Annotated in this window: 22 protein-coding genes and 1 pseudogene; 13 read left to right on the top strand and 10 right to left on the bottom strand. The window is 59.3% G+C overall.

The window, feature by feature from the left end; genetic code table 11:
- Positions 1 to 43: 43 nt before the first annotated feature.
- Positions 44 to 1,126 (bottom strand): alpha/beta fold hydrolase, encoded by a 1,083-nt coding sequence (locus BUB69_RS03285; RefSeq protein ID WP_073162330.1) that lies wholly within the window; start codon positions 1,124 to 1,126, stop codon positions 44 to 46.
- Between the two features lie 35 nt (positions 1,127 to 1,161).
- Positions 1,162 to 1,413 carry a hypothetical protein gene (locus BUB69_RS28790; protein ID WP_175561643.1) on the bottom strand — a complete coding sequence of 84 codons (252 nt, stop codon included), beginning with the start codon at positions 1,411 to 1,413 and terminating at the stop codon, positions 1,162 to 1,164.
- Between BUB69_RS28790 and BUB69_RS03280 the strand changes: the two genes are divergently transcribed.
- Positions 1,348 to 1,929, top strand: coding sequence for a TetR/AcrR family transcriptional regulator (locus BUB69_RS03280; protein ID WP_073162328.1), 582 nt, complete (start codon positions 1,348 to 1,350; stop codon positions 1,927 to 1,929). The genes BUB69_RS28790 and BUB69_RS03280 overlap by 66 nt on opposite strands.
- A gap of 15 nt (positions 1,930 to 1,944) precedes the next feature.
- Here the strand turns inward: BUB69_RS03280 and BUB69_RS03275 are convergent, their stop codons facing one another.
- Both BUB69_RS03275 and BUB69_RS03270 read right to left on the bottom strand, forming a co-directional pair.
- Complete coding sequence (locus tag BUB69_RS03275) at positions 1,945 to 2,616, bottom strand: SDR family oxidoreductase (protein ID WP_073162326.1); 672 nt, start codon at positions 2,614 to 2,616, stop codon at positions 1,945 to 1,947.
- 152 nt (positions 2,617 to 2,768) lie between these two features.
- Complete coding sequence (locus BUB69_RS03270; RefSeq protein ID WP_073162324.1) at positions 2,769 to 3,398, bottom strand: TetR/AcrR family transcriptional regulator; 630 nt, start codon at positions 3,396 to 3,398, stop codon at positions 2,769 to 2,771.
- A 226-nt stretch (positions 3,399 to 3,624) separates the two neighbouring features.
- Between BUB69_RS03270 and BUB69_RS03265 the strand changes: the two genes are divergently transcribed.
- The 3 genes from BUB69_RS03265 to BUB69_RS03255 all read left to right on the top strand — a co-directional run bounded on the left by BUB69_RS03265 (position 3,625) and on the right by BUB69_RS03255 (position 6,180).
- Positions 3,625 to 4,206 carry a TetR/AcrR family transcriptional regulator gene (locus BUB69_RS03265; protein ID WP_073162322.1) on the top strand — a complete coding sequence of 194 codons (582 nt, stop codon included), beginning with the start codon at positions 3,625 to 3,627 and terminating at the stop codon, positions 4,204 to 4,206.
- 52 nt (positions 4,207 to 4,258) lie between these two features.
- Positions 4,259 to 5,362: an alkene reductase gene (locus BUB69_RS03260; protein WP_073162320.1), complete on the top strand. Its 1,104-nt coding sequence runs from the start codon at positions 4,259 to 4,261 to the stop codon at positions 5,360 to 5,362.
- A gap of 74 nt (positions 5,363 to 5,436) precedes the next feature.
- The gene (locus tag BUB69_RS03255) at positions 5,437 to 6,180 is read left to right on the top strand and encodes an SDR family oxidoreductase (protein ID WP_073162318.1); all 744 of its coding nucleotides are present in this window, start codon (positions 5,437 to 5,439) and stop codon (positions 6,178 to 6,180) included.
- Between the two features lie 115 nt (positions 6,181 to 6,295).
- On the opposite strand, the gene BUB69_RS03250 is transcribed toward BUB69_RS03255, so the two are convergent.
- The 4 genes from BUB69_RS03250 to BUB69_RS03235 all read right to left on the bottom strand — a co-directional run bounded on the left by BUB69_RS03250 (position 6,296) and on the right by BUB69_RS03235 (position 10,285).
- Positions 6,296 to 6,745, bottom strand: coding sequence for an SRPBCC family protein (locus BUB69_RS03250; protein ID WP_073162316.1), 450 nt, complete (start codon positions 6,743 to 6,745; stop codon positions 6,296 to 6,298).
- 84 nt (positions 6,746 to 6,829) lie between these two features.
- Positions 6,830 to 7,216, bottom strand: a complete 387-nt coding sequence (locus BUB69_RS03245) for a nuclear transport factor 2 family protein (protein ID WP_073162314.1) — start codon at positions 7,214 to 7,216, stop codon at positions 6,830 to 6,832.
- A gap of 45 nt (positions 7,217 to 7,261) precedes the next feature.
- Positions 7,262 to 7,645, bottom strand: coding sequence for a nuclear transport factor 2 family protein (locus tag BUB69_RS03240; protein ID WP_073162312.1), 384 nt, complete (start codon positions 7,643 to 7,645; stop codon positions 7,262 to 7,264).
- 312 nt (positions 7,646 to 7,957) lie between these two features.
- Positions 7,958 to 10,285 carry an FdhF/YdeP family oxidoreductase gene (locus BUB69_RS03235; protein ID WP_073162310.1) on the bottom strand — a complete coding sequence of 776 codons (2,328 nt, stop codon included), beginning with the start codon at positions 10,283 to 10,285 and terminating at the stop codon, positions 7,958 to 7,960.
- Between the two features lie 221 nt (positions 10,286 to 10,506).
- Here BUB69_RS03235 and BUB69_RS03230 point away from each other — a divergent pair, with 221 nt between their 5' ends.
- Positions 10,507 to 11,604: a catalase family protein gene (locus BUB69_RS03230; RefSeq protein ID WP_073162308.1), complete on the top strand. Its 1,098-nt coding sequence runs from the start codon at positions 10,507 to 10,509 to the stop codon at positions 11,602 to 11,604.
- 186 nt (positions 11,605 to 11,790) lie between these two features.
- On the opposite strand, the gene BUB69_RS03225 is transcribed toward BUB69_RS03230, so the two are convergent.
- On the bottom strand, positions 11,791 to 12,219 hold the full coding sequence (locus tag BUB69_RS03225) for a VirK family protein (RefSeq protein WP_073162306.1): 429 nt from the start codon (positions 12,217 to 12,219) through the stop codon (positions 11,791 to 11,793).
- Between the two features lie 283 nt (positions 12,220 to 12,502).
- On the opposite strand from BUB69_RS03225, the pseudogene BUB69_RS29445 reads away from it, so the two are divergent.
- The 6 genes and pseudogenes from BUB69_RS29445 to BUB69_RS03200 form a co-directional block, all read left to right on the top strand.
- Positions 12,503 to 13,270: pseudogene (locus BUB69_RS29445) on the top strand (MCP four helix bundle domain-containing protein); the annotation flags it as partial.
- Positions 13,256 to 14,131, top strand: coding sequence for a methyl-accepting chemotaxis protein (locus BUB69_RS29440; RefSeq protein ID WP_425439345.1), 876 nt, complete (start codon positions 13,256 to 13,258; stop codon positions 14,129 to 14,131). The pseudogene BUB69_RS29445 and the gene BUB69_RS29440, both read left to right, overlap by 15 nt.
- Positions 14,132 to 14,393: 262 nt before the next feature.
- Positions 14,394 to 15,398 carry a sugar ABC transporter substrate-binding protein gene (locus BUB69_RS03215; RefSeq protein WP_073162302.1) on the top strand — a complete coding sequence of 335 codons (1,005 nt, stop codon included), beginning with the start codon at positions 14,394 to 14,396 and terminating at the stop codon, positions 15,396 to 15,398.
- Between the two features lie 13 nt (positions 15,399 to 15,411).
- Positions 15,412 to 16,968 (top strand): sugar ABC transporter ATP-binding protein, encoded by a 1,557-nt coding sequence (locus BUB69_RS03210; RefSeq protein WP_073162298.1) that lies wholly within the window; start codon positions 15,412 to 15,414, stop codon positions 16,966 to 16,968.
- The gene (locus BUB69_RS03205; protein ID WP_073162296.1) at positions 16,955 to 17,959 is read left to right on the top strand and encodes an ABC transporter permease; all 1,005 of its coding nucleotides are present in this window, start codon (positions 16,955 to 16,957) and stop codon (positions 17,957 to 17,959) included. Before BUB69_RS03210 ends, BUB69_RS03205 begins: the two co-directional genes overlap by 14 nt.
- Positions 17,956 to 18,942, top strand: a complete 987-nt coding sequence (locus BUB69_RS03200; protein ID WP_073162294.1) for an ABC transporter permease — start codon at positions 17,956 to 17,958, stop codon at positions 18,940 to 18,942. The genes BUB69_RS03205 and BUB69_RS03200 overlap by 4 nt, the downstream gene beginning before the upstream one ends.
- A 9-nt stretch (positions 18,943 to 18,951) precedes the next feature.
- Here BUB69_RS03200 and BUB69_RS03195 read toward each other — a convergent pair whose 3' ends face one another.
- Positions 18,952 to 20,184, bottom strand: coding sequence for an acyl-CoA dehydrogenase family protein (locus tag BUB69_RS03195; RefSeq protein ID WP_073162292.1), 1,233 nt, complete (start codon positions 20,182 to 20,184; stop codon positions 18,952 to 18,954).
- A 279-nt stretch (positions 20,185 to 20,463) separates the two neighbouring features.
- Here BUB69_RS03195 and BUB69_RS03190 point away from each other — a divergent pair, with 279 nt between their 5' ends.
- Positions 20,464 to 21,564, top strand: coding sequence for an AMP-binding protein (locus BUB69_RS03190; protein ID WP_073162290.1), 1,101 nt, complete (start codon positions 20,464 to 20,466; stop codon positions 21,562 to 21,564).
- Complete coding sequence (locus BUB69_RS03185; protein ID WP_073162289.1) at positions 21,561 to 22,364, top strand: ABC transporter ATP-binding protein; 804 nt, start codon at positions 21,561 to 21,563, stop codon at positions 22,362 to 22,364. The genes BUB69_RS03190 and BUB69_RS03185 overlap by 4 nt, the downstream gene beginning before the upstream one ends.
- The last annotated feature ends 3 nt before the right edge of the window (positions 22,365 to 22,367 follow it).

The raw sequence follows: 22,367 nt of genomic DNA, 5'->3' as shown, positions 1-22,367 counted from the left end.
AGTGCCGGAAACGCAGGGGTTCGGCCCCTGCGCAATCAGTTGCTCAACTGCCGGTGTGCGGAGGCTTTTCAGTCTGTTGCATGAACTGCCCCAATTCCTTGCTGTAAAACTTCGCCATGCTGGTTGTGCCGTGGCCGCGGGTCTCGGTACTGGCAGGGATCAACAGCAACCTGGCGTTTTTAACCTTCCGCAGCGAGGCCTCCAGTAGCCCGGTCTCAGGTGGATTGCGTTCGTCGTCCGCCGAGTTGATGGCCAGCACCGGTGCCTGGATCTTGTCCAATCCCTTCGCCGCGTCGTAGTCGGCAGACGACTGCCACTGGTAGATGAAGTCATTGGCGTCTGATGTTTGTGGCGTGTTCAGCCGATCCTCCACGAATTTATCCGCCAATGCACGGGTCGGAGCCATTGCTTGATAAGCCAGGCTGCCGCCGCTGGTCCCGATGCTAAACATCGCATTCGCCAGGCTCAGCGAAGGCGGCTGGACGGTGTAATTGCCATTGTTCCAGGCCGGATCCTGCTTGATCGACTCCACCAGCAGTCGGCGCATCATCCAGTTGCGTGAGGACATTTCAGTGGGTTGCGAGGCCATCGGCACGAGCGCATCCATCATCTGCGGCCAGGTTTGCCCCCACATCCAGGTCTGCATGCCGCCCATGGAGTTGCCGATGATCAGCCGAAGGTGTTTCACGCCCAGTCCTTCGGTCACGAGTCGGTACTGAGCCTGAACCATGTCGGCGTAGTTGTACTTCGGGAAACTGGCGCGCAGGCCGTCCGAGGGTTTGGTCGACTGACCCACGCCGATGCCATCGGTCGAGATGATGTAGTACTTGCTCGCGCTCAGTGGCTGGCCTTCGCCAAACAGCTCACCACCGAAGTCCTTGCTCAGAATGTCGCTGCCGGGGCGGTAAGTACCGTGCAGAAAGAGGATCGCGGGATTCTTCGGGTCACCAAGAGTGGTGTAGTGCAGCTTCAGGTTGGCGAGTTTTTCCCCCGTGTGAAAGGTGAATTCGGGGGCGACCCAGTCACCTTCAGTCGCGGGCGGCAGGGGCGCTGCGTTGAGGGCGCAAGAGATACAAAGCGAGAGAAACAGCAGCCCAGTGGCGGGCCGGGACGTAGAGCGCTGCATGAGAGGTATCCTGTTTGATTTTTATTGTCAGGGCGTTACGCGTGCAGGAAGGATAATCCTCTGGTGATCTGATTTTGTGAAGTGGTTTTTTCATTAACAATAGTTAACATTGCTGGCGCATCGAGAGGCTTTTTTGCGACTGCCGATAGAGCAGTCAGGGTCTGAGCCGCCGATTTGTCAGACTGACGCTCATGTGTTTTTTTGCTAGCATCGCCCGCACTATGAAGAAACCCGCCCAGGATATGCGTCAGCACATCATTGATGTCGCCAGATCGCTCATGACCCAAAAGGGTTACACCGCTGTCGGCCTTACCGAGTTGCTCGCCGCCGCAGGTGTACCCAAAGGGTCGTTTTATCACTATTTCCGCTCCAAGGATGAATTCGGCCAGGCGCTGCTTTCAGAGTACTTTCAGGAGTACCTCACGCGGGTCGATCAGCAGTTGGCCGGTTCCGGCAATGGAGCCGAGCGCCTGCTCAACTATCTGCTCTACTGGGCCGAGACGCAGGCGTTTGATCACACCGATCAAAAATGTCTGGTGGTCAAACTGGGCGCGGAGGTCTGCGATCTGTCCGAAACCATGCGCGTGGTGCTTGAGAAAGGAACAGCCCTGATCGTTGAGCGCATAACGCGCTGTGTCGAGCAGGGCAAGGAGGACGGGTCCATCGAGTCGTCCCTCGACGCATCGATACTCGCCGAAGCGCTCTATCAGATGTGGCTGGGCGCTTCCTTGCTGGTCAAGGTCAATAGAACGCGTGAACCGTTCGATGCTGCACTGGCGATGAGCCGGCGGCTTTTGTCCTGACGCCCAGCGCCTGGCTCATGCCTGAGGACAGTCCCGAGCGATCGCCTGGATCGCTTGATCGACAGGTGTCTCGCCCTGGGTCAATTCGATGATCACGCGATTCACCGCAGGCTTCTCGATGATCTGCAACAAAGCGGCTGCCACGTCGTCGCGAGGGACGTCGCCATAGGCGATGGCGAGACCTGCCTGAACCTTGCCGGTGCCAGCCGAATCCACCAGCGTCCCGGGCCGCAGAATGACCCAGTCAAGCGTGGTTGCGGCCAGATGCACGTCTGCGGCTTTCTTGACGGCCATGTAGTTTTCGAACGTTTCTGAAATGGTTTTGCCCCGCGACGCTTCCGGAAACGCTGATACCAGAATAAACCGCTTGATGCCGGCAAACTGGGCCGCAGCCACAGACAATTCCAGCCCGCGTCCATCAATGGCATTGGTCATCTGCGCTCCGCCTTTGCCGCCTGCACCGGCAGCGAACACAACGGTGTCGCTGCCGTCCATGAGCGTCGCGAGTGCCTTGGCATCAAGCTTGAGCAGGTCACCAGCAGCGGGACTGGCACCCAGGGCGTTCAATGCTTCTGCCTGCTCGGCATGACGGTGAAGTGAACGCACATGGTGGCCTCGTTCAACAAGTTGCTGAGCGAGTCGGCGGGCGATTTTCCCCGAGCCGCCCACGATAAAAACCGAATTCATGGCTCCTCCAGATCAAGCAATGTGTCACGGATGGTCCGCATCACGCAGATGCAGGGCGCTCTTGACGAGCGCCAGTTTGTCTTTATTCTATATTGATCACTACAGAATGTGTCAAGCGCATGGCGGGTCGAGGTCTGGCGACGCTCAAACTGTTATTTCAGGGAGGGGGTAAGCATCGAGATGGCAGTCGCGCCGATGGCCTGCAGATCCTCGCGGCTGGCAGCATCCTGGGCTTGTAACGACATACCCTCAAGCAGCGTATTGAGCGCGGAGGCAAGCAGGCGGGTGTTGGTATGCGGTTTCAGCTGTCCGTCCTCGACCGCCCGATCAAGGCGCTGCTGCAGGTAATCACGGCCTTCTTGACGCAAGGCCTTGAGTGCAGCCGTAACTTCTCCGGCGTCCTGCGACACGTTGACGGCGGCGAGGACGACCATGCATCCGCAAGGCGCTTCAGGCTCGGTGAGGATGGAGGCGGAGGAGTGGAAGAACTCACCGATGGCGCGTACCACGTCCGGTTCGTCGTTCATGCGTTCCCATGTGGCGTCCCAAAACAGGGTTTCGTAGTGAGCGACGGCTTCCAGAAACAACGTTGCCTTGTTGCCAAATGCCGCATACAGGCTGGGAGGCTTGATGCCCATTGCCGTACAGAGTTCGGCAACGGAAGCGGGCTCGTATCCACGTTTCCAGAACACTGCCAAGGCATGCAGCAATGCCTGATCGCGATCAAACGCTCGGGGGCGTCCCTTGCCGCGAGGTGCAGAAAGTGGGGTGGAATCTGTCATTCAGGGAGATACCTTAAAACGTATTGCCAGGCGGGCATGGCTGAAATATTTCAGTCCTGATGATACACAAATTGAGTGGCCTGTTTGCCAGGCCTCATCGGCGGATCCCTGCAGATCGTCTGTTGTCTTGCTGAATCGATGCGTTCTTCGCGTGATGGAGGCCGTTGGTCAGAGGCACTAAAAGTTAGTAGACGACCGGTCTATTGTTGTTTGGGGTGACGGCATTATGAATAAACAGTCTTCTGAAATCCGCCAGCACATTCTGGATGTGGCCAGGCAACTAATGACCCATAAAGGCTACACCAGCGTAGGTCTTGCCGAAGTGGTGGCAGCCGCGCAAGTGCCGAAGGGCTCGTTTTACTATTACTTCAAATCCAAGGAAGCATTCGGCCAAGCCCTGCTGGAGCGGTATTTTTCCGAGTACCTGTCAACGGTCGACGGCCTGTTGAGCGGGCCCGCACCGGCGGCTGAACGATTGCTGGACTACTTCGGTTATTGGGCACACACCCAATGCTCGGACTCGCCCATGGACAAGTGCCTGGTCGTCAAACTGGGTGCGGAAGTGTGCGATCTCTCCGAGCCGATGCGCCGGGTGCTCGACAGGGGCACCCAGGCCATCCACTCAAAACTGGAGCGCTGCATCGAGCAGGGTCGCGTGGATGGCTCGATCACTACACCGCTGGCGAGCTCAATGCTTGCTCAGGCGCTTTATCAACTCTGGCTAGGCGCTTCGCTGATGATGAAAATCGGCAAGCGAGATGATGTATTTGCAAACACCCTGACGCTGGCAAAACGGCTTTTGTCGTAGCGATTTTTTTTGCCGGTTATGTAGACGACCGGTCTATTCAATGAGGTTCACCATGACAGACAACGCCACACGTACAGACCTGTTCACCCCCATCACTCTGGGGGCCATTAACCTTGCCAATCGTATTCTGATGGCTCCGGTCACCCGTAGCCGTTACGCGGAGGATGGCATTCCGAACGAGATGCACGCCGAGTATTACGCCCAACGCGCGACGGCAGGGTTGATCGTCGCCGAAGCCACCAACATCTCGCCCCAGGGCCGCGGTTACGCCGCAACACCCGGGATCTGGAGTGACGAGCAGGTGGCCGGCTGGAAGAAAGTGACCGACGCCGTGCATGCGGCCGGTGGCAAAATCGTCAGCCAGCTCTGGCATGTGGGGCGGTTTTCCAGCGTCGAACTTCAACCAGGCGGTGCAGCGCCGGTCGCACCTTCTGCCATCAAGGCCGAAGGTGACACCTACACCGTGAACGGTTTCGTACCTGTGTCGATGCCTCGGGCGCTCGAAACTGACGAGATTCCAGAAATCATCGAACAGTACAAACGCGCTGCCGAGAATGCCAAACGTGCAGGCTTTGACGGGGTCGAGGTCCACTCCGCCAACAGCTACCTGCTGGATCAGTTTCTGCGTGACTCGACCAATCGGCGCACCGATCAGTACGGCGGCTCGATCGAAAACCGTGCGCGTCTGACGCTCGAAGTCACCCAGGCAATCGTCAAAATCTGGGGCAACGACCGTGTGGGTATCCGCTTGTCGCCTGTCACGCCTGATGCGGGCAACACGCCCCCCGACAGCAACGTCATGGCCATGTATGGCTACCTGATCCAGCAGTTGAACACCTTCGATCTGGCATACCTGCATTTCGTTGAAGGCGCCACCGCTACCTCACGTGAAGTGCCAGCAGGCGTGGACATGGACGCCCTGAGTGCGCAGTTCAACGGCCCCTTCATTGGCAACAACAACTACGACCTGGAAATGGCCATCGAGCGCCGCGCACAAGGCCGGATCGATGCGGTTGCGTTTGGCCGTCTGTTTATCTCCAACCCGGATCTGGTCGAGCGCCTGCGCAGAGGTGCCGAACTCACCATCGCGCCCCGTGAGGCTTATTACGGTGGCGGCGCGAAAGGCTACATCGACTGGCCTGCCGGCAATTATTAAGGCAGGGCGAGCATCCGCGATCATCCAAATGACTGCCCGAGCCGTTTGGGCAGTCACTGTTCAGAGGAACATTCATGAACTATCTACAAGGTAAAACCGCAATCATCACTGGCGCATCGTCCGGCCTGGGCGCGGCTTCGGCTCGTGCGTTGGCTGCCAATGGTGTGCGAATCATCGCTGCCGCACTGGACCAGCAAGGTCTGGATACTATCGTCAGCGAGTTGCATGCCAATGGCGGTGAGGCGGCAGGTCGCGTCAGTGACGTCACCAACCCCGACGATATGAAAGCGCTGGCGAAGTTCGCTCATGACTCGTTCGGCTCCGTCGATATCCTGATCAACAATGCAGGTTTGATGCTGTTTTCCAACTGGGTTGATCTGGCCACCGACGATTGGGAAAAGATGGTCAACGTGAACATCAAAGGTTATCTGCATGGTATCGCGGCAGTGCTGCCGTTCATGTTGGAGCAGAAGTCGGGTCAGATCCTGAACATGGATTCGGTTGCCGGCCATCAGGTGGGGCCTGCCGCGGGCATTTACAGCGCCACCAAGTTCTTCGTCCAGGCCATGACCGAGTCCATGCGCAAGGAGCTCGGCGTACAGCACGGTATTCGCGTCAATACGATCAGCCCCGGCGTGATCAACACCGGTTGGGCGGATAAAGTGACCGATCCTGCGGGGCGTAAGGCAGCACAAGCGTTGAACAAGATAGCGATCTCGCCGGAGGATATTGGTCGAGCGGTGGTGTATGCCCTGAATCAGCCAGAAAATGTCACGGTCAACGACCTGATCATTTCGCCGACCCGTCAGGACTGGTAATTGGAATCTGCTGAAGCTCACAAGCCCGGATGCAGCATTAACGCTCTGCATCCGGGGGGACTGTGCAGAGAACGGTAAACCCCGAGCCTGACGCAGGCTCGGGGCAGGGCGTCGGTCAAACGGCTGCGGTCTGGTTCAAGTGAAGCTGAAGGCTTTCATGCCCGCCAATGATGAGCGACTCTATGGACGCGCTCATTTGCCCCTGTGGATCGGGTCCGCGTGTATCGAACGTTGCAGACCAGAGAATGACAGTTCTGTCTTCACCTGTCAGAGGGATCAGGCGCACCGAGGCGATGTAGTTGTCCACGGGCAGCGGCGACTCGACAAAGCAGTAAGAGAATTGCAGATCGACCGCGTCCACCGATAACAGCTTCTCGCGAAGGACTGCGCCGTCCTGCAAAGTCAACCGGCGTATGCAGCCGACCAGGCCGTCGGGCTGGCTGTCCTCAATGGAACTCTGCGAAATCGCCGGGTGCCATTGGCTGATGCTTCCAAAGCGTTTGAGTACGTTCCAGACGCGATCCGCGTTGCCGTCAATCAAAGCCCGGTATTCAACCTTTGCCATGCTTCGTTCCTTTTGAACTGCGTTGTTTCCAGATCCGGCAGGGCCACGCCATGACAACAGCGCTCATGTTCGTGGCCGCGCTGATCAAGCTTCGAATTGGTGATACACCTTGGCGATGACCTTCCAGCTGCCGCTGATTTTGATCAATGTCAGGTAGTCGTTGTAGTCGGCGCCAATGGCGTCGTTCTCCATGTCCACGCGTACCACAGCAGTGGTCGGTGTAATCGCCAGCACGTCCAGCCGCGTGACGATATCCGGCGCATTGCCATTTTTCCGGACAAAGTCGAACAAGTTGTCGATCGGACCGCCCAGTAACTGGCCATTGGTGAAACCGTACATCACGGCATCTTCGTGAAAAGCCTGCGCCAGTCCGTCAGCGCTGCCGACACGCAGGCTGTCCACATACTGTTGTGCAACGGCAATAACGGCGTCGTAGTCCCGTGTTGGTACGGCTTTAATGTTTTTACTCATGATCAAACTCCTGGCCAATGCCGGCCACGTATCAATGGCGGTAAGTTACGGGGCTACGTGGGTGTGGTAGATCTTGCTGACCACCGTCCATTTGCCGTCAACCTTCAGCAGGTTGAAAAAGTCGGTGAAGCAGAAGCCGGAGATATCGTTGGTGTCGATACGGGCGCTGGCCGCCGTGCCGACGATATCGACATTGACGATCGCACCGCGGGCTTCTGGAGAAGGGCGGAAGGCGCTATCAATGGTGTCGAACAGACCCTGGATTGCGCCGCCGGTCAATTGCCCGTCAGCGTCCACCCCGAAGATCGTGGCGTGTTTGCTGAACGCCGGTTTCATGATGCTGCTGTTGGCTAGCTTGCCGCCTTCGTTGTACTGGTTCAGCACCGCGACAATGGCGGTGTAATCGTCGACGTAAGTAGGGTTGCTCATGGTGGGGCTCCTTGAGTCGTGAGAGATAAAAGGTTAATCAGCTGCATTGAGCGGCCTGGAGGCCTGATCAATGGCGCTTGTTCGGAACGCAACGAAGCTCGTTCAAGTTTTGATAAGAATTACGTAGTGATCGATACATAACGCCGCAATTCTATAGTTGCCACTACATTAATGCCAGTCAATTTGTCGTTACGGCCCTGCCTGGCGTGTCAGCAGTCGAGCACTGAAGGCAGTGGGCGTTTTGTGTATCAACGCGGCAAAAAAAAGCCCCGAACAGGTCGGGGCAGGTGCCGGTGTGGCTTCACTGCGCTCTTACGGCATTTGCGCTGTCGCTTCATGCGCTTGCACAGAGGTCAGTCTTATCGGCACTGATTTTGCCGCAGGCACTTTGCTGCGTTCGGCGTGGTGCCATACGGGAATCAACGTGTTGCACTCCGGGTAATAGGCCCCGGCGCAGCCTTCGGGAATGTTGTAGGCGATGATTTCGAAAGGCCCGACCTGGCGTTTGATTTCAGGCTCTACCGCAGTGGTCAGCCACACGCGGTCGCCCGTTTTGAAACCCAGGCGGGTGATGTCGTTGTCGTGCATGAAGATCACTTCGCGAGTGCCGCTAACGCCGCGAAAGCGATCTTCGTAACCGTAGATGGTGGTGTTGAACTGGTCGTTGCTGCGCAGCGTCATCAGTTGCAGCACGTCTCGTGCTGGTTCAGGAGGTGTGACGTCATCATCTTCCAACAGCGAGGCTGGCGTGATGAACTGCGCCTTGCCACTCTCGGTCAGCCACTCGCGCCGAGCGGCGGCAATGGGGCGGTGGAATCCGCCCGGTTCTTTCATGCGCGTTTCCATGTCATGGAAGATTTCCGGATAGACCTTGCCAATGGCGGTTCTGACTCGGGAATAGTCATTGCTCCAGGCTTGCCAGTCGATGGAGTGGCCGTCGGGCAGGGTGGCCATGGCCAGGGCCGCGACGATACCGGTTTCTGCTCGCACATGAGGGCCGACCGGCTCGGCACTGCCTTTCCAGCCGTGAATGCAGCCGGTACTGTCTTCGGTGGTGTAGGTTTGTTCAACGCCGCCTTGTCGATCAATTTCGATGCGCCCCAGGCACGGCAGCAGCCAAGTGTTGTGTGCAGGCACCAGGTGGGTGCGATTGAGCTTGGTGGCGATCTGAACGCTCAACGCCAACCCTCGCCACGCAGGCTCCATGCGTGAGGTGTCGGGAATCGCTCGCAGGAAGTTACCGCCCAGGCCAATAAAACCACGCACGCGACCATCGAGTATGCCTTCGCAAGCGTCGACGGTGGCCATGCCGTGCTGCTGGGGCACCTTGAAGCCAAAGTGTTGCTCGATAAGCTGCGTCGGTACTTTTTTCGGATCCTCGGTAATGCCCACGGTTCGCTGGCCCTGCACATTGGAATGACCGCGCACCGGACAAATGCCAGCCCCCGGTTTACCGATATTGCCGCGCATCAGCATCAGGTTCACCAACATCTGAACATTGGTCACGCCACGCCGATGCTGGGTGATGCCCATTCCGTAGACGAACATCACGCGGTGACTGCGGGCGTAGACGGTGGCCGCCGCTTCCAGCGCACCTCGGGTCAGCCCGCTCTGGCGCTCGAGTTCGGGCCAGGTGCTACGCCGTACATAGTCCGTGAAGGCGTCAAAGCCTTGGGTATGGCTGGCGATAAACGCGTGATCGAGGACCGGTGCCGTACCTTTTGCGGACGCCTCATCTTCCAGGGCCAGCAACGCCTTGGCGATCCCGGTTATAGCTGCTGTGTCACCCCCGGTTGCCACCTGATGATACTGCGTGCTGATCACGGTTGAACCGGGGACCAGCATTTCTATGGGCGACTGCGGATTGACGAAGCGCTCCAGCCCTCGCTCGCGCAGTGGATTGAAGGTAATGATAGGCACGTCGCGCTGCCGGGCTTCCTGCAACTGGTGAAGCATGCGTGGGCTATTGCTGCCAACGTTCTGACCAAAGAAAAACAGGCAGTCGGTGTGTTCGAAGTAGTCCAGCGTGACAGTGCCGATGGGTACGCCGATGCTTTCCTGCAAGCCGACCGAGGTGCTTTCGTGGCACATGTTGGAGCTGTCAGGCAGGTTGTTGGTGCCGTAGGCGCGGGCGAACAACTGGTACATGAACGAGGTTTCCAGCGAGGCACGCCCGGATGCGTAAAACACCACGCTGTCCGGCTCCAGTCCTTTGAGCTGAGCGCCAATGTCCTGGTAGGCCTCTTCCCATGACGTTTCCCGATAGCGGTCACTTTGCGCGTCGTAGCGCAAAGGGTGAGTCAGGCGGCCCTGTTGCTCCAGATCGTAATCCGCCCAGCCGCGTAATTCACTGAGCGTGTGTTTGGCGAAAAAGGCCGGGTCGGTTTTTTTGGAGGTCAGCTCCCAGGCGGTGGCCTTGGCGCCGTTCTCGCAGAATTCCAGTGCGCGAGGGTGACCGGGCTTGGCCCAGGCGCAACTGACACAGGCGAAACCATCAGGTTTGTTCAGCTTGAACAAGGCCACAGGTGCCTTGGCCAGCGCCTGCTCGCGCCACAGGATTTGTGCCACCGATTTCGCCGAACCCCAGCCGCCGCTGGCGTTGGTATAGGGTTTGAAACGGGTTTTGGGGTAAATCAGCATCGGTCGCTCCAGGCTAATCAGCAGGCTGCTTGATTAGGCTGGGACGAGGCCGACTGGAGAAAGGTTCAGCGGATTTTGCGGCTGTGCCGTTGGTCCGCATTTGTCCGGTGTGCAGGGAACGGCTTCGGGGCAATGGCGTTCAACAGCCCAGAGTGCCATCAGTACCGTGTCTGAAGGCAGAAGAAACATTCCGTGCACGATGCCCCGTGGAGATAGACCCGATGAGCGATTTGCCCGCAGTACGCCTGGCAGTGAAACCGCTGCCGTTCGAGCCTTCATTCGAACAGATCCCGGATGATGAAGCACACACCAGTGAAGAACTGGTGAAGGCGCTGGACTCCATTCTTCAGACCACTTACGCGGACAATGGCCATGCCACGCGCAGCGTTCACGCCAAGGCACATGGACTGCTGCGTGGGCACATGACGGTACTCGACGATCTGCCCGAAGAGCTGGCACAGGGTGCCTTTGCAAAACTGGTAACGCTGCCGGTTGCCATGCGTTTTTCCACCAACCCCGGGGACATTCTCGACGACAAGGTTTCCACTCCACGCGGCCTGGCGATCAAGATCGTGGGCGTCGAAGGTCCGCGGCTGCCAGGCAGCGAAGGGCAGGTGACTCAGGATTTTGTGATGCAAAACGCAAAAGCGTTTACTGCCGCCACGCCAAAGGCGTTTTTGCGAACCCTCAAGCTGCTGGCCAAGACCACTGACAAGGCACCTGGCCTTAAAAAAGCATTTTCGGCGTTGCTGCGGGGTGTGGAGTCGACCATTGAATCCATGGGCGGAGAAAGTGGCACGCTCAAGAGCCTGGGCGGTCACCCACAGACCCATATTCTGGGGGAAAGCTTCTCAAGCGTCGTTCCGATGCTCTATGGCCGCTATTACGCCAAGCTGGCGGTGGTGCCGGTTTCGCCAGGCCTGACGGCGTTGACCGATGCCTATGTTGATTTTGGCGGCAACCCTGATGGCCTGCGCGAAGCAGTCAGCGCTTATTTTGCTCAGCAGGGCGGTACGTGGGAGGTGCGCGTGCAGCTGGCAACCGACCTTGAAAAAATGCCGATCGAGGACGCATCGGTTCAGTGGCCGGAAGCGTTGAGTCCTTACGTGACGGTCGCACGTCTCGAGGTCGAGCCACAACCTGCCTGGAGCAGTGAGAAGATCCAGGCGATGGACGACGGGATGGCGTTCAGCCCGTGGCACGGGCTGGCTGCTCATCGACCATTGGGCGGCGTGATGCGGGTACGCAAGCCGGCGTATGAAGCGTCCTCAGGCTTCAGGGCGCAGCACAATGGATGCCCGATTCACGAGCCACGCTGATTTTCGCTGAAGCTTTCAGCCTCGCTCGACATCTGTGTCGAGCGTATTGGCTCGCAGGCAAGCGCCTGCGACCCGGCGCGATGATCACGAACAACGCAGTAATGAAAACATCCAGCGACCAGCGCGGCAGCCAGGCGAATCGGGTGTTCACCCTGCCGCCACGCGTGTCTGGCTCATGGATGAGCATCACTTCGACGCGAAGAAACTCAATCCCTTGCCCACCGCACAGTCAAAGCTCACCGCCTGACCCACCGGCTGATAGCCGGGCACAGTGAGCGTGGTCATGCTGAAGTCGGCTGTGCCGTCGGGACGCACGCGGTAGCGGATGAATTGCTCGATGGGCTTGTTATCACGATCCAGCGTGAAGTGCGTGTCCGAAAAAGCCAATGCACCGTCAGGCGTGATGCGGTAGGAATCGATGCGTTTGCCACCTTGGGTTTTGGAGGGTTCGGCGCCCTTGATCGAGGACGTGCATTGGCCGAGGTCGATCACCACCGATACCGACTCACCGGTGTTAAGGGCTTTGGTGATGGCGGAAAGATCGGGAAGCGCATCGCCAGCGAAGGCACAGGCGGGCAGGGACAGGGCAAGGAATGCAGCGCAATAGCGTTTCATGACGTTGAATCTCCAGCAATGCAGACTGGCCAACAAGTCGACACGGATACCGGGTTTTTCACGGACGGCTGAGGCCAGTCAAGTCCGGGTTGATCGAGCAGCGCGAACGCTACCACAACACTTTTGCGCAGTGGGCCTCTTGTGACGGTGGCATGTGCCACTGCGCACGGACGGGTTGTGTGTGATGTGATTTCCGGAAGTACGCACCGTCATCCTTTTCAGGCATCCGCCGATACACGTTAAGGCGCCAATAGTGTCGTCGTAACAGGGAAGAGGATTCGAAATGTTGAGACAGCTGAAAATTGCCGTCAGAACGGCCGTCTGCTTTACATTGATGGTGGTTCTTGTCATCGGGCTGGGTGCCTTCAGTCTTCAACAGCTGCGCAGCATTCGTGAACAGTCGCTGGAGATCGAGAACGATTCACTTCCAGGGATTGCGTTGGGCGATGACATCGCGCTGGCAATCGAGAAAACCCGTACTGTCGCGATGAAAATACTCTCGACCCGTAGTGCCGAACAGGTGGATCAGGTGCATTCGGAGTTGCAAGAGAAAAAGGCTGGTTTCCAGAAAGCCATTCAAGCCTATACCCCCTTGATCACATCCGAGGACGAACGCTCATTGATTAACCAGCTCAGCGCCGGTTATCAGTCTTATGCCGATGGCGCCGAACGTGTCTATCAACTGGTAAAGGGCAATCAGATCGACAACGGTCAGCAAGTGGCCTGGGTCGAGATGAAGACCGTGGCTGAAAACATGGAGGCGTTGATTGGCAAGCTGGAAAAGCTCAACGACGACTCGGAGGCCGACTCCAGTGCCAGCGCCACCGACGTTTACAACAGTGCATTCACCATCACATTCGCGGTGATGCTGCTGGCGGTATTGCTGACGGTGTTGCTGGCCTGGCGTCTGTCTCGCAGTCTTTCGGTGCCTATCAGCCAGGCGTTGCACACGACGGAAACCATTGCTTCCGGAGACTTGCGACCGACCGGCGTGGATCGCTCAGGCACTGATGAGGCGGCCCTGCTGCTGCAGTCCATGGAGCAGATGCGCCTGAACCTGAGCAAGACATTGACCCACGTGGGCGACGCGGCTCATCAACTGGCCTCGGCGACCGAGGAAATGAACGCGCTGATTGTCGACAGCAACAACGATCTGGTGGCGCAAAACAGCGAGATCGAAATGGCGGCGACGGCGGTGACCGAGATGAGTCAGGCCGTGGACGAGGTGGCGCGCAATGCCGTGACCACGTCGCAAGAGTCTAAAGCGTCTTCGGCCTCGGCACGCCAAGGGCAGGAAGAGCTCGACCACACTGTCAAGTCAATCCTTGAACTGACGCAGAACGTCGGCACCGCCTCGGTTGAAGCCAAGTCGCTAGCGACCCGGACGCTGGACATCACCAAGGTGCTGGACGTCATCCGTGCTGTGTCGGAGCAGACCAACCTGCTGGCCCTCAACGCAGCTATCGAGGCCGCACGCGCCGGGGACGCCGGACGAGGTTTCGCCGTAGTTGCCGACGAAGTGCGTGCGCTGGCGCATCGCACGAGCGAGTCGACCCGCGAGATTGAAACCATGATCGGGCATATTCAGCAGGGCACTCAAAGCACCCTGAACGCCCTCGAGGTCAGCACCGAGCAGGCGCAAAAGACCCGGCAACAGGCTGAGTCAGCCAATGCGGCGCTGGCGTTGATTGCAACATCGGTTGCCGTCATCGACGAGCGAAACACCCTGATTGCCACCGCCTCGGAGCAACAGGCAGAGGTCGCCCGCGAAGTGGATCGCAATCTGGTACGTATTCGTGACCTGTCAGCGCAGTCGGCGGTACGTACCGGACAGACCGGCAGCGCCAGCCATTCGCTGGCAGAACTGGCCAACGGTTTGAACACCACACTGGGGCAGTTCACGTTGCGTTGATTGCGTATTAGCTTGAGTTCATGCGGGGTGCTGGCTCATCAATCTGCTGTTGTTAGCGCAACAGCAGATCGGCAATTTGCACAGCACCGTCGGTTATTCGGCTTCTTATTGCGCCCGCAAGACGCTTGATCGCTATCAAGCGCAAGCGCCGAAAGCCCTAAGGACTGAGCCTCGCAGCGACGCTCATCACGCGACATGCCGCCCGGGCACGACCTGTGCACTGCTCCCTGGATTCCTGTCCTGAATCTGCGGAGTTACCCCGATGCCCGATGCCGTTCTACCTTCGACTTCCAATCGTTTCAGCCAACTGTGGCCTGTACTGGCGCTGACCCTGATGTCTGTCTGCATGGGCATGTCTGCACACGCCGATGACAGCACCGTTCCATCGCTGGCAGGCAAGCGCATCGCGATCAGCATGACCGGCACCAGTCATTACTTCGATATCAAGGCGTTTCAGGCGCAGGTCGATGAGGTCAAACGTCTGGGGGGCACGCCGATCACGCTTGATGCCGGACGCAATGACAAGAATCTGGTGAACCAGTTGCAGACCGTGATCACACAAAAGCCGGACGCAGTGATTCAGACCCTGGGCACCCTGAGCGTCATCGATCCCTGGCTCAAGCGCATCAGCAAAGCGGGCATTCCGTTGTTCACCATTGATGCGCCATCGCAGTACAGCCTCAACAACACCACATCCGACAATGTTGCCACGGGCAAGGCGCTGGCCGGGCAGTTGATCAAGGATACCGGCGGCAAGGGCAACATTCTGGTGTTCAACGGTTTCTACGGCGTGCCGGTCTGCGCGATTCGCTATGACCAGCTCAAGCTGGCGCTCAAGGATCATCCCGAGCTGAAGATCATCGAGCCTGAGCTGCGTGATGTCATCCCCAATACGGTCCAGGACGCCTATTCGCAGGTCTCGGCCTTGCTCAACAAATACCCCAAAGGCAGCGTCGCGGCCATCTGGTCGGCGTGGGACATTCCGCAACTGGGTGCCAGCAAGGCGCTGATCGATGCAGGACGCACCGAGATCAAGACCTACGGCGTAGACGGCACGCCCGAAGTGCTGGAACTGCTCGGCCGCACTGATTCACCGATTGGTGCAGTGGTCGCGCAACAGCCGGTGCTGATCGGCAAGACCGCTGTGCAGAACGTCGCGCGCTATCTGGCCGGACAGCATGATCTGCCCAAGGAAACTCAGGTGCCTACCTTGCTGACCACCGCCAACAATCTGCCTGAAGTGCAGCAGCTTCGGGGCGATAATTGATCAGGAGTTGACCATGACTTCAGTGACGTCACCGCCGGCCTTGCACCTGCAAGGCATCCGCAAACGCTTCGGCGCGACCCAGGCGCTGGACGGGGTCGATCTGCGGGTCGAGCCCGGAACCATTCATGGCCTGGTGGGTGAAAACGGCGCAGGCAAATCCACGTTGATCAAGGTGCTGGCGGGCATTCATAAGGCCGACGAAGGCAGCCTGAGCGTACAGGGTCAGTCCTTTGATGCCTTCACGCCCCGTCAGGTCGAGGCGCTGGGCGTGCAGTTCATTCATCAGGAGCGTTTGCTGCCCGGCAGTTTTACCGTCGGTGAAGCGCTGTTCTTCGGTCAGGAAATCAAGCGCGGCCTGCTGGTGGATCGCCGCGCTCAGGAGCGCGAGGCCGCAAGGCTGCTCCATGATTATTTCGCTATGGAATTTCCGAAAGGAGCGCTGATCCGTGATCTGGACAGCGCTCAACGGCAGATTGTGCAGATCATCCGCGCACTGATCGCCAAGCCCGACATACTGGTGTTCGACGAGCCGAGCGTGTCGCTGGTCAAGCGGGAAGTCGATCGTTTGCTGTCCATCGTGCGCCGCCTGCGTCATGACGGGCTGACGATTCTGTACATTTCGCATTACCTGCAGGAAATCGAATCGCTCTGCGATCAGGTCACGGTATTGCGCAACGGACGTAACGTCGCCGTGGTTGATCCGGCGGTGACCAGCACGGCGCAGATCGCCCGCTTGATGGTCAATCGTGAGGTGGGCGAGCTGTATTTGCGGGCAAAAACGACTCCGGGGCCGCCGGTTCTTGAGCTCAAAGGGTTGTCGGCAGGCAACGCTTACGACGGTATTGATCTGACGGTGGGGCGCGGCGAAGTGATCGGGCTCACAGGGCTGGTCGGCTCCGGCGCGAAGGAATTGCTCAAGAGCCTGTTCGGGCTGGTCAAGCCTGCACGCGGCCAACTGCTGCTCAATGGCAAGCCGCTGCACCTGAAGTCACCGCGGGATGCGGTCCGTCACGGCATCGCGCTGGTGCCCGAAGAACGTCGCAGTCATGGCGTGGCTCCGGCGCTGTCGGTGCTGGAGAACATCACACTGGCCAGCCTCGATCGGTTCTCCCGTTGGGGGCTATTGGACAGCAAGGCGCAGGTTCGCGAGAGCGAACGGCTCATCGATGAGCTGGCGATCAAAACCTCGGGGCAGGGCAGCGTGGTGCAGTCGCTCAGTGGTGGTAATCAGCAGAAAGTGGCGTTAGCCAAATGGCTCAGCCGACATTCGTCGTTGTACCTGCTGGACGAGCCGAGTGTGGGGGTCGACATCGGGGCCAAGACCGAAATCTATCGGCTGATTGCCCGGCTTGCCGAAAGCGGCGCGGCCGTTCTGGTGCTGTCGTCTGACCTGCCGGAACTGATCGGCATCACCCAGCGCATTGTCGTGCTGCATCGGGGCCGTATCGCGGGTGAGTTCGATGCATGCACCACCGACAGCGATCAGTTGCTGGCTTGTGCCACCGGTGCCACGGAGCGCCCTGCAGTCATTGATCATGCCCATGAGGAGCGCAAACATGTCCGTGCCTGAGGTTTCCATTCGTCAGCCGTCCGGTTTTTCAGCAGACTGGCTGCTGCGCCTGGCGCAGCGCGGCTCGTTGCTGGTGTTTCTGATCATCCTGCTGGGCTTTGCTTTCGGTGCGCCGAACTTTCTCAGTATCGGTAACATCAGCAACGTGTTTGCCCAATCGGCCGTGCTGGGCATTCTTGCGCTGGGCCTGACCTGCGTGGTTATCGGTGGAGGCTCCAACGTGGTCCGTGGCGGGCTGGACCTGTCGCTGGCGGCCAACCTGGGGCTATGCGCGGCCGTCTATAGCAGCCTCAACAACGCAGGGCTGGGCACCTGGCAAGCCGTCGCGCTTACGCTGGCCTGTGGTGTGCTGGTCGGTGCGTTGAATGGTCTGGCCGTGGTGCTTCTCAGATTGCCACCTTTGCTGGCAACGCTGGCGAGCATGAATCTGGTCGCAGGGCTGGAGCTGGTACTGACTCAGAACACGGTGCTGGCAACCGACTCTGAGCTACTGGAACTGCTGGCAGCGGGTGAATGGCTGGGCGTACCGGCCTTGGCCTGGATGCTGTTGAGCGTGACCGCCGCGCTGCACCTCGTCATTCATCACAGCGCCTGGGGGCTGCGCTTGTACGCCATCGGAGAATACCCCTTGGCGGCCAGGGCGGCCGGTTTGAATCCTCAAGGCTATGTGTTTTCCACTTACCTGATTGCCGGGCTTTGCGCCGCGTTGGGCGCGTTCTGTTCAGCGGCAATGTTCAGCGGCAGCACGACGGGCTCTGGCGACATGCTGCTGTCGGTGGTGGCGATTGCCTTTCTCGGTTCGGTGTTCTCCAGACGCCTGACCGCCAATATTCCCGGCACCTTGCTGGCGACCCTGTTGTTGGGCTTTCTCATCAATGGTTTTCAGTTGCTGAACATTTCCAGCTTCTGGGTCAACGGTGTGCAAGGCGTGCTGATTTTGCTGGTGGTGGCCTTTTCCGGTGCCGTCGGCCAACCGGAGGGTGAACAATGAGAACGCTGGCTTTGACTGCTTCATCGACACGCCCCGGCATTCTGCCGCATCTGTTGACGGCCACACTGCCGGTGCTGGTGTTGATCATTCTGGCGTTTTTTGCACTGCAGGCACCGGGTTTCCTGAGCTGGGGCAACCTGTCGAGCCTGATCCTGAACAATTTCTTGCTGCTGGCGATCATCGCCGTCGGCATGACCTGGGCAGTGGCGGCTGGCGGCATCGATCTGTCGGTGGGCACTGCCGTGGACTTCGCCAGTCTGGCGTTCGTGGTCGCGCTCAATGGCGGTCATGGGTGGGTCGTTGCGGTCGTCGTCGCCTTGTTGGCGGGTGCAGCGGCAGGGATGTTCAATGCGCTGTTGATTGCCGGCCTGCGCATCTCGCCGTTTCTGGCAACACTGGGCACGCTGTTCATCGGCACCAGCGTGCAGCAGTTGTTGTCGGACGGCGGGCAACCCATCTACATCGCTCAGGGTGTGTTGCCCGGCATTACCGGTCTGGTGATTTTAGGCGTGCCGTTCCCGGTCTGGCTGGTCGCGTTATTGGCCGGCGTTTATGGGCTGGTGCTGGCGCGGGGGCGTCTGGGGCGTGAGATTCTGGCGCTAGGGACACAGCCGCAACTGGCGTATTACTCGGGCCTCTCGACGCGGCGCATTGCTGTTCAGGTGTTCATTGGCAGCGCACTGGCCTGCGCGGTGGCGGGGATTGTGCTCAGTTCGACCGTCAACGCCTACGTGCCGATGTCAGGCAACGCTTATCTGATCAGCGCCATCGGCGCGGTGTTCATGGGCACCACGCTGAGCCGTCAGGGACGCCCCAATATCGTCGGGACGTTGCTGGGCGTGCTGTTCATCAACGTGATCGCCAACGGACTGCTGCTTATCGGCTGGAATTTCTATTGGCAGCAGGTGGCGACCGGGGCGCTGATTTTTCTGGTGCTGGCCTTCAGTTTCGCCAGTCGCCACCTGCTAAATCGTGCTCAATAGGACAGCGGCTCAGGCTTTGCCCGAGCCGTTGCCGATCTGCCAGACATACGGTGGTTCGGTCCCGTTGATGCGCCAGTCGCCCACGATGCGAGCCTTGTAGATCAGCGGATTGTGCGAGGCCGCTGTGCGGGCGTTGCGCCAGTGACGGTCCAGCGCCTTGTTGACGCTGACGCCCGATGCGCCCAAGGCATTGAACAGGTCAGTGGCTGCGCGCAGCACCAGTTCCGAAACAATTACTTGCGCCTTGGCGGTTTCGATTTCAGCGGCGATGTTGGCGTCTTTTTCCTGCTGCGCATCATTCCCGAAGCGAGCCACGTAAGCGCGTTGCAGGGGTTCTGCCGAACGCAGCGTCGCCGCCTCGGCTGCATAGACCTGTGCTGCAATCTGCCCGACCACCTGTTGCACCTGCGAATCCTGACTGACGCTGTCGGCGTTGCCGGTGCTGAACACGCGCGTGCGGTCACGTACCTGCTGGGCGATATCGCGCTCAATGGCCCGGCCAATGCCTGCCAGCACGGCCAGCAACACCAACTGATAGAACGCCGTCTGGTACTTGAAGCGTTGTTCGAACGGGATGACGTGTTCGGCAGGCAGCGGCACATTCTCATACACCGAGGTGCCGCTGCCGGTGGTGCGCTGGCCGAACCCGTCCCAGTCGTCGCTGTGACGCACACCGGCATGATGTGCATCGACCACGGCGATCACGTCGGCACCGGTGTCGGCACGCTGCGCGTACACATCGATCCAGTCCGCGAAAATGCTGCCGGTGCTGTAGAACTTGCGGCCGTTGAGCACAAAGCCATCGCCCTGCGCACTGACCTTGGTGATCACGTCGCCAATCTTCACCGAACCGACTTCGGTCCAGCCGTTGCCGACCAGATCGCCTGCGACAAAGCGCGCGAACCATTTGTCCCTGTCCGGGCTGGCGGGGGCATTCAGGCGGTCTTCGACAAAGGCAAAATGTGCGCGCAACGCTTGTGGAATATTCGAATCCGCTTCAGCCAGCTCGATCAGTAACTGAAACAGCTGGCCGACCGAGGCACCGCCGCCGCCATGCTCCCTGGGCACCCGAACCGCGCCAAAGCCTGCCTGTTTGAGCCAGGCAATCGGTTCGTGGGGCAGGGCGCGGCCTTTTTCGCGCTCCACCGCGCCTGCGCTGATCTCACGGAAGATCGGGCGGAAGCGGTTGGCGAGGCTTTCGTAGTCGGTTCCAAGCGACAGTGGGGTGTTGGACAAAGTCATGCAGTGCTCCTGAACGCTAGAAGATTGGCACGTGGCCAATGAAGGGTCGCTCACCGCTCTGCATACTCTGTGCCTGAACTTAATTCATTGATTTTAAAGGCTATTTTTTTGTAGTCAGGTTGCAGCTGTTGGCCTTGCAACAGCGCCGCAACAGCTTGACTGCAAACCGGACAGCAGCCGGCTCTCATCAGACCTCGCAAGTCGTTGATCTGCCTGTCTTTCCCGGTATGGCACGTTCGCTGCTATGGCTCCTTCGACCCATTTTCGACGGAAGCTTTCATGCATCATTCACTGCATCAGGCGCTGCTGTTCCAGGCGCAGACGCGCAACAAACAGACGGCCCTGCGCTACAAGCAACTGGGTATCTGGCACACCCGCAGTTGGGGCAAACTGGCGCAGGACGTTGAACCGTTGGCCGAGGCGCTTCAGATGAAGGGGTTCAAGGCGACGGATTGCCTGGTGATCATCAGTGACGCGAGGACCGAAACGTTGCTGCTGACGCTGGCGGCGCAGGCGTTGGGTGGCAGTGTCAGTCTGGTCGAGCCTTTGGTGGATAACAAACAGGGGCTGCTGGCATTGAAGCCCCGTTATGCAGTGGTGCAGGACCTGGAGGCTGTCGCCCAGCTTCGCGATGTCGAACCTGGCGTGGTGATTGTTCTGGACACACGAGGCCTGCACGATGCCCAGGATGCACGCTTCATCGATTACGGCACGTTGCTGAATCATGCTCCTGGCAACGTTGTCTGGCCCGTAACCCGTTCCGAAGACTGCGCGTTCGTGTTCCAGACGCCTGAGGGCGTGCAACAACACCTGAGCCATGGTGAATTGCTCGACGGTGCGCAGCAACTGATCTACACCCAGGCCATCACTGATCGCGACCAGGCACTGGCGGCCCGCGTGTTTGCCGCCAGCGGCCAGGCCCGCTATCTGTTAGCGCCCTGGCTGGTCGCCGGTTTCTGTCTGAATATCCCCGAAGCGCTGAGCACTCGCGATAACGACCGCCGTGAACTGGGGCCCACGCTGGTGCTGGGCACGCGTGAGTCCTATGCGCGGCTGGAGCTTTGGGCGCGAGAGCGGTTGCCGCTGCCGGGCACGTTCGCCCATGCGCTGTATCAGTGGGCAATGGTCCCCGCCCAAGGCGTGATCAGGCGCAGCCTCGGGCACTGGCTGATCCGCCGTCCATTGCTGGATGTGCTGGGGATGAGCCGTCTGAGCAAACCGCTGCTGGTGGGTGAGGCTCTGACGCCGCCCTGCGAGGCGTTCTTTGCCGCGCTGGGTATTCGGCCTCGTACCCTGGATACACCGGCGCCAATCCCGTCGAGGGTCAGAACGGCCGTTTCCGATGATCAACTGCCGGTTCCGCTGGGGGCGTCGTCATGAGCGCAAGCCCGTCTACACCTTTGCTGGCGCTCGACGATATTTCCTTGTCTTTCAAGGGCGTAAAAGCCGTTACTTCAATCAGTTTCTCAGTGGCCGCAGGGGAAATCTGCGCCTTGATCGGGCCCAACGGCGCTGGCAAAAGCTCACTGCTCAACGTGATCAATGGTGTTTATCGGGCGCAAAGCGGCTCCATTCGATACGCGGGCAAGACCCGCACGCGCATGCGTCCCCATCAGGCAGCCGAGCGCGGCATCGCCCGCACCTTTCAGAACCTCGCCTTGTTCAAGGGCATGAGTGTGCTGGACAACGTGTTGACGGGGCGCAACCTCAAGCGCCGCAGTACCTGGGTGGAGCAGATGCTGCGTATCGGCCGCGCGCCTGCCGAAGACGACGAACAACGCGCACACGCCGAACGGGTGATTCAGTTCCTGCGCATTCACCCGTGGCGCCATGTGCTGGTCGGGAAGCTTTCTTATGGCCTGCAAAAGCGCGTTGAGCTGGCGCGGGCGCTGGCGGCCGAGCCGCGTCTGCTGTTGCTGGACGAGCCGATGGCGGGCATGAACGCTGAAGAGAAAGTCGAGATGAGCCAGTTCATCCGTGACATCAACCGCGAACTGGGTACCACGATCGTGCTGATCGAGCATGACATCGGTGTGGTGATGGGCCTCAGCGATCACGTCGTGGTGCTGGATTACGGCCGCAAGATTGGTGACGGCACGCCCGAGCGGGTGCGCAACGACCCGCAGGTGATTGCCGCTTATCTCGGCACTCGTCGTTCTTATGTGGCGGGAGGCCAGTAAACC

The sequence above is a fragment of the Pseudomonas asturiensis genome (assembly GCF_900143095.1).
Classification (GTDB): domain Bacteria; phylum Pseudomonadota; class Gammaproteobacteria; order Pseudomonadales; family Pseudomonadaceae; genus Aquipseudomonas; species Aquipseudomonas asturiensis.
This window is presented reverse-complemented; position numbering and strand designations above follow the sequence as displayed.